The organism is Niallia oryzisoli, from assembly GCF_036670025.1.
GTDB lineage: Bacteria > Bacillota > Bacilli > Bacillales > Cytobacillaceae > Bacillus_BD > Bacillus_BD oryzisoli.
This window is the reverse complement of record NZ_CP137640.1, coordinates 185,001-197,908: the sequence shown is the minus strand read 5'-3', so window position 1 is coordinate 197,908 and position 12,908 is coordinate 185,001. Positions and strand designations below refer to the sequence as shown.

General features: G+C 37.4%; 11 protein-coding genes and 2 pseudogenes (1 of these 13 only partly in view). 3 read left to right on the top strand and 10 right to left on the bottom strand.

What is annotated here, in order from left to right; genetic code table 11:
* Positions 1-168: 168 nt before the first annotated feature.
* Both R4Z09_RS01065 and R4Z09_RS01060 read right to left on the bottom strand, forming a co-directional pair.
* Positions 169-686 (bottom strand): annotated as a pseudogene (locus R4Z09_RS01065) (GNAT family N-acetyltransferase).
* Positions 687-710: 24 nt separating this feature from the next.
* Positions 711-1,163 carry a MarR family transcriptional regulator gene (locus R4Z09_RS01060; protein ID WP_338453171.1) on the bottom strand — a complete coding sequence of 151 codons (453 nt, stop codon included), beginning with the start codon at positions 1,161-1,163 and terminating at the stop codon, positions 711-713.
* 160 nt (positions 1,164-1,323) lie between these two features.
* On the opposite strand from R4Z09_RS01060, the pseudogene R4Z09_RS01055 reads away from it, so the two are divergent.
* The 3 genes and pseudogenes from R4Z09_RS01055 to R4Z09_RS01045 all read left to right on the top strand — a co-directional run bounded on the left by R4Z09_RS01055 (position 1,324) and on the right by R4Z09_RS01045 (position 2,726).
* Positions 1,324-1,709: pseudogene (locus R4Z09_RS01055) on the top strand (GNAT family N-acetyltransferase).
* A gap of 6 nt (positions 1,710-1,715) precedes the next feature.
* Positions 1,716-2,327, top strand: coding sequence for a YitT family protein (locus R4Z09_RS01050; RefSeq protein WP_338450579.1), 612 nt, complete (start codon positions 1,716-1,718; stop codon positions 2,325-2,327).
* Positions 2,328-2,501: 174 nt separating this feature from the next.
* The gene (locus R4Z09_RS01045) at positions 2,502-2,726 is read left to right on the top strand and encodes a phosphatase PAP2 family protein (RefSeq protein ID WP_338450578.1); all 225 of its coding nucleotides are present in this window, start codon (positions 2,502-2,504) and stop codon (positions 2,724-2,726) included.
* Between the two features lie 263 nt (positions 2,727-2,989).
* Here R4Z09_RS01045 and R4Z09_RS01040 read toward each other — a convergent pair whose 3' ends face one another.
* The 8 genes from R4Z09_RS01040 to rocF all read right to left on the bottom strand — a co-directional run.
* A complete protein-coding gene (locus tag R4Z09_RS01040; protein ID WP_338450577.1) occupies positions 2,990-4,303 on the bottom strand; it encodes a VTT domain-containing protein in 1,314 nt (437 codons plus the stop codon).
* Positions 4,304-4,657: 354 nt separating this feature from the next.
* Positions 4,658-6,460 carry a glutamine--fructose-6-phosphate transaminase (isomerizing) gene (gene glmS / locus R4Z09_RS01035; protein WP_338450576.1) on the bottom strand — a complete coding sequence of 601 codons (1,803 nt, stop codon included), beginning with the start codon at positions 6,458-6,460 and terminating at the stop codon, positions 4,658-4,660.
* 586 nt (positions 6,461-7,046) lie between these two features.
* On the bottom strand, positions 7,047-8,396 hold the full coding sequence (gene glmM, locus R4Z09_RS01030) for a phosphoglucosamine mutase (RefSeq protein WP_338450575.1): 1,350 nt from the start codon (positions 8,394-8,396) through the stop codon (positions 7,047-7,049).
* 126 nt (positions 8,397-8,522) lie between these two features.
* Positions 8,523-9,794: a CdaR family protein gene (locus tag R4Z09_RS01025; RefSeq protein WP_338450574.1), complete on the bottom strand. Its 1,272-nt coding sequence runs from the start codon at positions 9,792-9,794 to the stop codon at positions 8,523-8,525.
* Positions 9,787-10,614 (bottom strand): diadenylate cyclase CdaA, encoded by an 828-nt coding sequence (gene cdaA, locus R4Z09_RS01020; RefSeq protein WP_338450573.1) that lies wholly within the window; start codon positions 10,612-10,614, stop codon positions 9,787-9,789. Before cdaA ends, R4Z09_RS01025 begins: the two co-directional genes overlap by 8 nt.
* 230 nt (positions 10,615-10,844) lie before the next feature.
* Positions 10,845-11,486: an anti-sigma factor gene (locus R4Z09_RS01015; RefSeq protein ID WP_338450572.1), complete on the bottom strand. Its 642-nt coding sequence runs from the start codon at positions 11,484-11,486 to the stop codon at positions 10,845-10,847.
* A 17-nt stretch (positions 11,487-11,503) separates the two neighbouring features.
* Positions 11,504-12,067, bottom strand: a complete 564-nt coding sequence (gene sigW, locus R4Z09_RS01010) for an RNA polymerase sigma factor SigW (protein WP_338450571.1) — start codon at positions 12,065-12,067, stop codon at positions 11,504-11,506.
* 234 nt (positions 12,068-12,301) lie between these two features.
* Positions 12,302-12,908 carry the 3' portion of an arginase gene (rocF, locus tag R4Z09_RS01005; protein WP_338450570.1) on the bottom strand. 290 nt of this gene lie beyond the right edge of the window, so only the last 607 of its 897 coding nucleotides appear in the window; its start codon lies beyond the right edge, outside the window; the stop codon is at positions 12,302-12,304.

Genomic DNA, 12,908 nt, shown 5'->3' with positions numbered 1-12,908 from the left:
GTCATTTTAAAATCTATCTGGTTGACAAGATTTGATATGAATGAAATTCATCTTTCTGTTCAAAGCAAAAAAGACCACCCAAGGAGTGATCTCATTAAACTGACATCTTATAACTCATTTTGCTATTTACTGTTTATTTATTTACGAGAACAGAATTGAGGCTTTAAATTACAATAGCGATTTTGTCATAATAAAATCCGTTTGTTCTTCATTCCCCATATAAAAAGAGTGTGCTCCAGTTTGGACGAAGCCAATATTTTTATAAAAGCTAATTGCTCTTTCATTTTTTTCCCAAACTCCTAACCAGACCCTCTTTTTATTCAACTCTTCCGCTATTTCTATTGCTTTATTTATCAGATATTTCCCTAGCCCCTGCTTTTGAAATTTATTTTTTACATAAATCCGCTCAATTTCAAGTGATTCATCACTTATTTTTTCAGACTGAGCATCATTGGTATTGACCTTTAAATATCCAGCGATTTCATTATTAAAATAAACAAAAAAGAATTGCGAAGAAATATTGGATAATTCTTTTTCTAATTGTTTAGGTCAAACGCCCTTTCTAAATAAGCAGTCATATTTTCAAGCGAATTCTGATCCTTAAATGTCTCATTAAATGTTTCATAGCTAATTTCTTGAAGAATATGTAAATCTATAAGGCTACACTGTTTTATATTTATTGCCATTTTAGTATATTGCTCCTTTAATACTCAATAATTTCTCTTGTTTCCCTTTTTGACAAATTCCCAGTCTTTTTCTATATTTTTTCTTACTCTTTGAAGAAGATTAAAGAGAGTTTCTCCTTCTTCTTCAGACAATCCAGCTAATGCAACCGCATTGGAATAATCATTTTCTCTTCTGATGAAAGGATAAACCCTTTGCCCTTTTTCTGTTGGAAATAATTTTTTGATTTTTTGGTTATGCCTATCCTCTCTCTTTTCAATGAATCCCTGAATCTCGAGCTTTTTGATCGCACGAGATGCTGTTGTTCTGTCTACCTTTATCATCTCTGCCAATTTTTCTTGAATAATCCCTGGATGTTCACATATCCGAACAAGGTACAAATACTGACCTTTTGTTAGGTCAAATTCCTTAAATTCTATATTACTGATAGAATCTAAAGCCCTTGCTATCATTCCAATTTCACGAAGTATTTCCTTCATCATTGCAACTCCACCAATATGATTGTTTTAATCATTTACTATAAATGAATATTATTATATTTTTGTTGCATTTACAACAAAATTAACTCAATATAATGTAGTGGGTATTGTTTATTATGACCTAAAACTAAAGAATGAATCGAGAAAGGGACGAAGAATAATGAAGTCAAATATAATTACTACAGAAGAGGATTTAAAAAAAGCCTTTGATATAAGGAAAGAAGTATTTGTGGAAGAACAAGGCGTTCCATTAGAAGATGAATTTGACGAATTTGATACACTAAACGGAAAATGTGAACACATATTAGTTTTGAGAGAATTTGCATATTAAAACCCTTCCGCAAATTAGGTATTGGGAAATTGATCATTAAGGCATTAGAGGAAATTGCAGAAAAAAATGAAGTTTATAAGCTGAAACTACATGGACAAACACAGGCAGAAGGTTTCTATATAAAACTCGGATATCAGACTTCATCAAGTGTATTTATGGAAGATGGCATACCTCATTTTTTAATGATTAAGGAATTACCTGCAAAACACGTATGAAGAAAATTGAGCTCAACAAGATTCATATTTTATGTTTTAGGAATTTTACTCTTAGCATTCGGTGTTGCTCTTACCATTCAATCAAGACTTGGGACATCACCTTTTGATGCACTGTTGGTCGGCCTCTCTAAAACAGTAGGTCTTACTGTAGGAAGTTGGGAAATCATCATTGCTTTTATACTGATATTTTGTAATTCGTTTCTAAAAAGAGAAAGACCTGAATTCTTAGGATTACTGACCTCCTTTATAACTGGTATTAGTATTGATATGTGGTTGTTCATATTACACAATTTGATTACACCTGAAATATGGTTCAATAAACTTGTTTGTTTTGGGATAGGTATAATCTTTATTGGTCTTGGAACTGCAATATATTTACACACACACTTTGCACCAATTCCAATTGACCATTTAACTTTGATCATTCAAGAGTTAACTAACAAGAGCATACAGTTTTCAAGAACAGTGATATATCTATTCTTCTTACTGACTGCCATTATATTAAATGGCCCCATCGGTATTGGGACTATAATTACTCTATGTTTTGGTGGAACTATTCTCAATTACTTTATGAAAATCAATTATTCTCACAAAAAGAACCGAGACAACGTACTGTAACATAAGGTACGTTTCCCGATTCTTCTGGAGTGAGCATACACAACACAACAAAACTAAACATACCGAAAATTGCCCTGTACATTACAAAGTCCCTTTTATATTCAGACTCCATAGTAGTCATCCCCTTTCTGCTTTAAATTTATTATTGAGTAAAAAATTGGATCTGGGATGACCTTGTTTGCCATCTTAACCGGTTTTTCACGGATTTATGTTGGACATCATTATCCATTTGATGTCTTAGGAAGCATCATCATTTCATTGGTCATTAGTTCTATCGTTTATAAATACCATCCGTTTCTTGAGCCAATCGCAAATGCAATCATCCACATTTACAACAAAATCCCGCTTGTTCCGAAAATGAATGAAAAGAAAGACAGTATCGAATCATTAAGCAAATAGTAAAAACACCGGCGTTTTGTATGCCGGTGTTTTTGTTTCCTTCTATAATTCGTTTTGTATAAGTAAATTTTCCAATAAGCATCTCTTGATTGAAATACCTTTTGCAATTCAAGCTGATTGTCCTTGGCATTCGCAATTATAAATAGCATCAACTCTTCCGGAGCGGGAATCCCCACAATACCAATAAAAAAATGAACACAATCATATCGATAGTTTAAAAAAGTTTCAATTCCCATAATTCCTCTTCATTCATCATTTGATATTCAAGCACCATTATAAACTGGATGTGTATCTATTCTTCTTAGTAATCGGAAAATTTCCAGTAAAAGAATATTTAAACCCAGCCAAACTCCCCCAAAGACGTAGCCAGCAGCAATATCACTTGGAAGTTCTACGTTAAAGTACAATCGACTGATGGCAATAAGAAGTAACACTACTAATCCGGCAATTGGAACAATGCTGTGAGTCCAAGCATTTTTTATAAAACGTACCGTAATAAATACTACAAAACCGTAAATAACAAAATTAATCAATGATTGCTCACTTGGGAAGCTGAGGACCGGGTGACCCGTGAACGAATAGGGAACAGGGGAAAGATGTTGAAAAATTCTTCTCAAACTTTCTTCATATAGTTCCCCACCTACCATAACCATTGCAAAAGAACCTAATTCAATCAATTTATTCTCACCTTTCCATAAAATCCAAATAAATGAAAAGCTGAGAAGGATCAATTGAACTTGCCTTGAACCCAGTAATAAAAATGTTTGCATAGTCTCTGTCCAATCTTTATTAAAAACTAAGGAAATCAATAAACCCACAATTTTATTAAAATTGGTAAATTCATTTCCAAGAAAATCCTGTATCATGCCAAACATTAGAACGATAAGACCAAGCGTCAGAATGGAGGTCATCGCTAACAGAAATCCAACTCGTCTTCTCGTATGAAAAATATTCAAAGTTAGATTTAATAACCTAATGACGAACTCTTTTATCTCCTCTTTGTATTTTCTGCAGATGTAGATCATTACCAAAATGATGGCAGCTGCTATTCCCCCAATAATGAGATATTTTTTAATTGAACTGTGAAATGTCTCCCATTGCGGACCTAATATTTTACCAATTGTAATAAATACCATCACCCACAGAAATGCTCCGGTATAGGCAAAAATAGCGTACGTCCGAAAGGGAAGTCGGGTCGTTCCGGAAAAGTACCCCGTAATATGTCTAACTCCAGGGATAAAATAAGCAATCAGCAACAGCTTATTCCCGTACTTACTAAACCACAGAGATAGGTTTTCAAACCGTTCTGGACCCAAATGAAATCGCGATCCATATTTCTCAAAGAATGGTTCTCCTAACTTATACCCTATCCAATATGAAATGGTCATTCCAATACAAGCTCCAATACCTGCTATTAAAATACTGAGGATCCAATTTAAATGTCCCTGAAAAACAAGGTATCCCGTATAACTCATTAGAACTTCACCGGGTAATGGCAAAGCGATCAATTCTAATAATAATGCTATAAATAGTACCATATATCCGAATTGGTCGATATAGGCTGTCAGATTCCCCACTGCTTACCATCCCTTATTTATTCTTTTTTAGCTGTAAGTAAAGATGAAAGACACCTTAAATATATTTGTTAGCTAATAGGAAATATCCACTCTGCCCCCGTTCCTATTCCTTACTTACTATTCTCTTTAATTTCTCCGTTAGATTGTGTGATTATTCTAAAAGCATGTACTTCTTTATCCTCATTATGACAATAATAATGGCTTGGAGAAAAACCTCCAAGCCATTTTCTTTATATAAAATTATTTCCTTGTTCCATTGACCAATACCTTTAAGTACGACACGTCACAATCTTGTCAGTATTATAAGTTGTGACACGATTAATTATAACTCACAGCACAAGGACCGCTCCATAATTACTCAACAGTAACAGATTTTGCTAGGTTACGTGGCTTGTCGACGTCGCAGTTGCGGTGCAGGGCTGCGTAATAAGCGAAAAGCTGCAGCGGGATAACAGAGATAAGAGGTGTTAATAATGCATGCACTTCTGGGATGACGAAACGGTCATCGGCCATTTCGAGACCCTTCATGGAAATGATGCATGGATTTGCGCCGCGGGCTACGACCTCTTTTACGTTTCCGCGGATACTTAAATTGACGCTTTCTTGTGTTGCTAAGGCAATAATCGGAGTACCGTCCTCAATTAAAGCAATCGTTCCATGCTTTAATTCTCCGCCTGCAAAACCTTCAGCTTGAATATAGGAAATTTCCTTTAATTTCAATGATCCTTCAAGACATACATAGTAGTCCACTCCACGGCCGATAAAGAAGGCATTTCGAGTTGTTTCAAGATACTCTCTGGCCATTTGTTCAACTTCCTCTTTGGAGTCGCAAAGAACTTCCATTGCATTCGCGACAATTCCAAGCTCGCGAGAAAGGTCGAAGCCGATTTCTCGACCATTGCTTCTGGCAACTACTTCAGCAAGAATGGCCAACACACCTAATTGAGCTGTGTATGCTTTTGTAGAAGCTACGGCAATTTCTGGACCGGCATGAAGCAGTAATGTAAAGTCCGCTTCTCTTGATAATGTTGAACCAGGAACATTTGTGATTGTTAATGCTTTGTGACCAAGTTCTTTAATTTGTACCAACACAGCACGGCTGTCAGCTGTTTCACCACTTTGTGAGATAAAAATAAACAACGGCTTAGCAGATAATAATGGAATGTTGTAACCAAACTCGCTGGCAATATGAACCTCAACTGGAACGGCAGCAAGCTTTTCAATAAACTGCTTCCCTACTAGACCTGCATGATAAGATGTACCCGCAGCAATAATATAGATTCGATCTGCCTCATTTACTGCTTGCACGATATCCTGATCAATTTCCAGATCGCCATTTTCGCTGCGGTATTTTTGAATGATTTTACGAAGAACTAATGGTTGTTCGTCAATTTCCTTCAGCATAAAATGCGGATATGTTCCTTTTTCAATATCGCTTGCATCAAGTTCAGCTCGATATGGGTCTCGTTGAATGACTTCACCAGCAAGCGTTTTGATGGTTACTGCAGTTTTTGTTACGATAACGATTTCTTTATCCATGATTTCTACAAAGCGGTCTGTAACCTGCAGCATCGCCAATGCATCACTAGCAACCACGTTGAAATCTTCCCCAATGCCGACTAAAAGAGGACTTTTATTTTTTGCTACATAAATTATATCCGAATTTTGTTCATCTAATAAGGCAATCGCATAAGATCCTTTCAAAAGCTCAAGTGTTTGGCAAAAGGCCTTTTCTACCTCGATTCCTTTATTAACGAATAACTCAACAAGCTGAACAATGATTTCTGTATCTGTATCACTCTGTAAAGGTACATCCATCAAATATTCACTCTTGATCAATTCATAGTTCTCAATCACACCGTTATGAACGAGTGTGAAACGGCCAGAATTACTTTTATGTGGGTGTGCATTCGATTGACTTGGTACACCATGTGTTGCCCAGCGTGTATGGCCAATTCCAGTATTCGCCAGCAGATCATAATCAACGATGTTACGTAAATCAGCAATACGGCCTTTCTCTTTAAACACATGTACACCGTCATTACTCATAACCGCGATACCGGCAGAATCATATCCTCTGTACTCAAGTTTTTCTAAACCTTTTAATAAAACCTCTTTTGAATCCTGGTTTCCTATATATCCTACTATTCCACACATAATTCTTCTTCCTCCCTATAAGGGGACAAGAAGTCTTGATAAGAGTTCAATATGTTTAATGGCTCACAAATACATAGCTACGATCGGTCGCATAACGATTTGCAAGGCATATGTTGAACCGAATTGGGACATTCTTGTCCCCTTATCTCTGTATTATTTTTTTATCCAACTTGACAGATCTAAATAGATCCTATCATTGATTAGCATACCCTTCCCTTTGTCCATTAAGTTACCTTAATGATTTAAGGAAGTGCTTTTCGGTTGTGCTTTTCAACCGGGAGGCATCCGCCGAAAATTCGATAAACCTCCTCCTCGTCAACTATCACCTACTTCAGGGTGTAGTTCAGGCGCTTTTAAAAATTGTCGTTATGTTTTTCGCCTAGCCTCCTTCATCATCATATGTGTTGTTTCCAAAAATGTTCAGAATCAAGAACATCATACAATAGTTTATACCCTTCGTCAATGTTGATCATAATATATTCATTTTTAAAGGGTATACAATAAAATATGCATGCATAAAAACAATGGTGTCAGGCACCGCATATGGACAGTTTCACTCAATCTGTCTTTTTGCGGTGCCTGACACCTATTCTTTTAAACCCATTTCTGCTTCAACAACTTCTGCAATGCGGCTGACATAGGACTCGCAAAGCTCCTCTGTTGATGCTTCAGCCATTACGCGGACAAGAGGCTCTGTTCCAGAAGGACGAACAAGGATACGGCCATTTCCGTTCATTTCCTCTTCTACTTCTTTAATAACCTGACTTACTTTTTCGTTGTCAGTGACATGGTGCTTATCCTTTACACGAATGTTAACAAGCTTTTGCGGGTACTTCTTCATCTCCGCAGCAAGCTCTGATAAAGGCTTGTTTGTCATCTTCATAATATTAACAAGTTGAACACCTGTTAACAGTCCATCGCCGGTTGTGTTGTAATCAAGGAAAATAATATGACCTGACTGCTCTCCGCCTAAGTTGAAGCCGTTTTTCTTCATCTCTTCAACAACATAACGGTCACCTACTGCAGTTGGGATACTTTGAATTCCTTGTGCTTCCAACGCTTTGTAAAAACCTAAATTACTCATAACTGTGGAAACCACTGTACTATGCTTCAGCATTCCATGATCTTTCATATACTTTGCACAAATATACATGATTTGGTCGCCGTCAACAATTTCTCCGTTTTCGTCAATTGCGATTAGGCGATCACCGTCACCGTCGAAGGCAAGCCCTACATCAGCTCCTTTTTCCTTTAAGAAGGCTGCCAGTGTTTCCGGATGTGTCGAGCCGACACCATCGTTAATATTTAATCCGTTAGGTGAAGCCCCCATTGTGGAAAGATCTGCATCAAGGTCTGCAAATATATACGTTGCCAGGTTAGACGTTGCTCCATGCGCACAGTCTAATGCAATATGTATTCCAGAAAAATCTTCATCAACCGTTTGCTTGAGATACTGAAGATACCTTTGCACACCTTCAAAATAGTCATTAACCAAACCTAAATCCGCTCCAACCGGTCTTGGTAATTCATCTTCTTCCATATCCATCAGCTGCTCGATTTCATTTTCCTGTTCATCAGATAATTTAAATCCGTCGGGACCAAAGAATTTTATTCCATTATCAGCTACCGGGTTGTGAGAAGCAGAAATCATAACCCCTGCCTGAGCTCCCATTGCTTTTGTTAAATAGGAAACCCCTGGTGTAGAAATGACTCCTAAACGCATTACTTCTGCGCCAATGGAGAGAAGCCCGGCAACAAGCGCCCCTTCTAGCATATGCCCAGAAATACGTGTGTCACGCCCGATTAATACCTTTGGCCGATCATGGTCTTTCGTTAATACAAAACCGCCAAATCGTCCTAATTTGAAAGCTAGTTCTGGCGTTAACTCACTGTTTGCCACTCCCCTAACTCCATCAGTACCGAAATATTTACCCATTGTTTGAATCGCTCCTTCTAGGATTATTCCTCAATGACATAGAGGGAAAACAACCTTTCCTTTTTCTCCCCCTATATCGGATATCTTTTTGTCTTATGTTCTATTTATTAGTAAGTAATTGAAAATCTAGGCCTGTTTCTCTGAAATAGCAATGGTGATTGTATTCATTGCTGTACTCCAGGTTACATTTTCCGGACCTTTTACATCTAATTGAAGTTCGTGTTCCCCTTCAGTCAACTCTGCTGCATTAACAGATAATTGAAAATCAGATTCGTCAATATCAGCTAGTTCACTTTCTGTTCCTGTTACCGTCAGATCAACGCTTCCGCTTGATGGGTTGCGAAAAACAGCACTGAGATTTTCTGGTAAACCAGTAAAGCGGATTGGAATCTTTGAAAGTGTTTTTGTTATTTCCTCCTCGGTTGTAGCCGTTTCTTCACTTGCAGTGCTGACTTTTACTGTCGCTTTAACCGTTTTTGGTGTCACTTCTTTTATCTCATCAGAGATGATGACCGGAAGTGTTAATTCAGTATTTTCTTTGACCGTACTGACGTCGACTTCCACTCGAACCGCTTCTGTCTTGTCCAACACATTTTGATTTGCGGAAATAGTTGCCTCATTTGTATCTAATGTAATGGAATCAATGGAAACTCCTTCTGATGGTGAGCCCTTCTCGACAACTTCAATTTTTACTGTTTTACTAAGCTTCTTAATTGGAACTGTCACATTCACCACTTCATGATCCACTGATACATCTAATTTGTTTAAATTTTTATCCAAAACGGTAATTCTGGCAGATTCTTCAATTGTTTCATTTACTGTTTTATTGAGTTCAAGAATAGCCTTTACATAACTAATTTTATCCATTACATCTTTTCCGCCGGTAATTTTTACTTTATTCGGCTTCACAACTGGGGCACCAGCTTCATATCCATCAGCAACCATTTTCTGATTAAACTCGGCGTCGATTGTATATTCCTTTGTGACCTTTTCCTGGACATTTACATCTACATAAGCAGGATTAATCGTAGCTTTTAGCTTGTCAGATAGATCTTTGATTTGCAGCCTAACCCGCTGTTTACCAACCTTTACTTTTGATAAATCAGCATATACTTCAAAGTCCCTTTGTGTCTTGGCCGCTTGTAAATTAGGCGTTGGGCCTTTTAATGTAATTTCAACTGTTTCCGGAACACCGGTAATGACAAGATTATCTGTATCATAATAACTTTTTACCGGAATATCAGAGATCACCGCTGACTGTTCAGCACCAGGTACATTGATATCATTGGTCCCTTTACTACTGTCATAGACAGTACCAAATAATAACAAAGCCAACAATAAAGCAACTAATTTCATAAACAGCTTACTATCGGTAAGTTGATCCAGCCATTTATCCATGTTTTTTCCCCCTCCAGTTCCAACGAGCTGAAGAAGCTTGTTTCTCTGGTGCAGGTGCTAATAATTCAGTTGAAAGCATCTCGCGAAAGGCTTCTTTGTTTAAGTCTCTATGCAATTTTCCATTTTTCGTCAATGAAACAGCGCCTGTTTCCTCTGACACAACCACTGTCAGGCTGTCTGTCACTTCACTAATACCGATTGCGGCCCGATGCCTTGTTCCAAGCTCCTTTGATATAAAGGGACTTTCTGATAAAGGTAAATAACATGCCGCAGCTGCCACTCTGTTTTTTTGTAAAATGACCGCACCGTCATGGAGCGGCGTATTGGGGATAAAGATATTGATTAACAGCTCAGCTGATATTTTTGAATCTACCTCAATTCCTGTTTCAATATAATCACTCATTCCCGTTTCCATCTCTAAAGAAATGAGGGCCCCTATTCTTCTTTTCGCCATATAGTCAACTGCTTTTATAATGGATTCAACTGTTTTTTCCTGGTCATCTTCTTCCCGCGAACCGGTTCTGGAAAAGAATTTCCCACGTCCTAACTGTTCAAGGGCTCTTCTTAACTCAGGCTGGAAAATAATAATAATGGCTAAAAATCCCCAAGAAATGATTTGGTCCGTTATCCAAAAAAGAGTTTGGAGATGAAAGACTTCGCTTATCAGCTGGACAATGAGAATCACAAAAATCCCTTTTAAAAACTGGACCGCTTTTGTCCCTCTGACAATCATAATAATTTTATATATGACGTACCAAACGAGGAGAACGTCAACAATATTAGCCAAATATTTCATTAGTTGAAGGTCTTCAAACAACATTGTTCTTCCTCCATTTTGTAATTGTTAACTTTGGTACTTAAGTATCAAATATGATCTTCTAAATAATAGAATAACTTTGGAAAAGAAATACTTCTTTATGTATCCAACCTATTATACCATATTAGGTACAAATACCAATCAAGGAAACAGTTCGATTTTATTAATGATATATCTTCATTAGAGAAGACGAAAAACTCTGCCTCAGCAGAGTTTTTTGTTTACAATGGAAACTAGGCTTCACTTTTCCCTATAACCTTTTGTTCATCAAATACTTGAAAAATCTCTTCTCCTGTTTCTTGGATGTGATACCATAACCATTCAAACACTTCATTAATTTCTTTTATCTCACCCGTTACCTTACCGGCCGATGCCATGTATTGTTCACCGTTAATCACTGTCACATTTCCATCGACCTTACCTTCAATTTTCAATTTCCCATTTCGTACTAAAACATCCCCTCTTACAACCTCACCTTCAGGGACGATAACTGTATCATTTTGGACGACTAGATTCGGCTGTTTGGAAACAGAGAATTGTTGATCCTGGTTCCAAGTAGAAAGTAAGCTTCCTGCCATTAGTACAAGAAAAAGCGAAGCAGCTGTCAATAAAGGATGCTGCATAAACCAGCGCTTTACGCCTACATTGCGCTTTTCCTTTGGCAGATTAGCCATGATATTAGCCGTAAAATTATTAGGTGCTTGTATATGTGATGCGCTTTGCACTAAGGCAATCGTCTTCTTTAATTGATGAAAATGCATTTTGCAATCCATACAGCGATGAATATGCTCTCTCAACTCTTTTTCATGCTCGGCTGAGATCTCCTCATCTAAATACTCATGCATGTAAACTACCATTTTTTCTGGACATTTCAAAGTTCTCACCCCTCCTATCACACATGTCGTAATTGTTTCCTCAAAGCTTCCCGACCACGATGAATTCTTGTTTTAACCGTACCTAGCGGCATATCCAGAATTTCGCTGATTTCATTTAGTGATAGCTCATCTATATATTTAAGTACGATAACAGTACGGTATTTCTCAGGCAGATTTGAGATTTCTCTTTGTATTGTGTCCTGAAGCTCCAAGCTTTCGACATCATCCTCCGGTAATGGAGTTGTAGCGGGGATCTGGGAATACATCGTTAATCCTTCTGTTCCTGCAACTTCAGCGTCAAGATAATAGTCTGGCTTCTTCTTTCGGATACGATCAATGCAAAGGTTCGTTGCAATTCGATAGAGCCAAGTTGAAAACTTCAAGTTTATATTGAAGCTCTGAATATTTACGTATGCACGTATAAAGGCTTCTTGAGCAATATCCTCAGCCTCATGTCTATTCCCCAGCATACGAAAAGACAGTTGAAACACTTTATCTTTATAAATCTCTACTATTTCTCCAAAAGCGTTTTGATCTCCCTTTAAAACTTGTTTAACCCGTTTTTTTACAATTGCTTCCATTCTTTAACCTCCGCTCTATGCGGCTATTCGATAATACGAATCAATACCGGAAAAGGTTTCACATTTTTTTACTTTACTTATTCAGTTTTTAATTGTCAGTTCATTGGGTTAGTACATAAGTTAGTTTATTGCCAATTTTAGGAATCTTCTTCGCTCCAATATGTATTGTTTTTCATAAAAGTGAAACATAAAAAGAAGCAGTAACTGTCGATATTAGTTACCGCTTTTTGTCTATTATAATAGTTTTTCGCCAAATAATGAACCCATTAATTTCACTGCAGCAGCTGCCGTTTTATTTTTTTCATCAAGAATTGGATTGACCTCCACAAACTCGGCAGATGTAATGATGTCTGCTTCAGCCAACATTTCCATGGCTAAATGACTTTCCCGATAACTTACCCCTCCTGTAACAGGTGTACCAACACCTGGTGCATCTGAAGGGTCCAAGCCGTCCAAGTCAAACGATAGATGAACACCATCCGTCTTTCCTTTCAAATAAGCAATGGTTTCCTCCATCACTTTTGTCATACCTAAGCGATCAAGTTCATGCATTGTAAATACCTTGATGCCTTTTTCTTTAATCAACAATCGTTCCCCTTCATCTAATGAACGTGCTCCAATAATGACAACATGCTCCGGCTTCACTTTTGGACTGTAACCAAACATATTCGTTAAAAGCTCGTGACCAATGCCAATGCTGATTGCTAACGGCATGCCATGAATATTTCCTGTAGGAGATGTTTCCGCAGTATTTAGATCGCCATGAGCATCAAACCAGATAACACCTAGCTTCTTATAATGCTTTGCCAACCCTGCCAATGTACCAATCGCTATACTATGA

Excerpts from the sequence above, each read along its gene's own strand:
- glmS (WP_338450576.1), bottom strand. The coding sequence starts at position 6,460 with ATGTGTGGAATAGTAGGATATATAGGAAACCAGGATTCAAAAGAGGTT.
- R4Z09_RS01025 (WP_338450574.1), bottom strand. The coding sequence starts at position 9,794 with ATGGATAAATGGCTGGATCAACTTACCGATAGTAAGCTGTTTATGAAA.
- glmM (WP_338450575.1), bottom strand. The coding sequence starts at position 8,396 with ATGGGTAAATATTTCGGTACTGATGGAGTTAGGGGAGTGGCAAACAGT.
- sigW (WP_338450571.1), bottom strand. The coding sequence starts at position 12,067 with ATGGAAGCAATTGTAAAAAAACGGGTTAAACAAGTTTTAAAGGGAGAT.
- R4Z09_RS01060 (WP_338453171.1), bottom strand. The coding sequence starts at position 1,163 with ATGAAGGAAATACTTCGTGAAATTGGAATGATAGCAAGGGCTTTAGAT.
- cdaA (WP_338450573.1), bottom strand. The coding sequence starts at position 10,614 with ATGTTGTTTGAAGACCTTCAACTAATGAAATATTTGGCTAATATTGTT.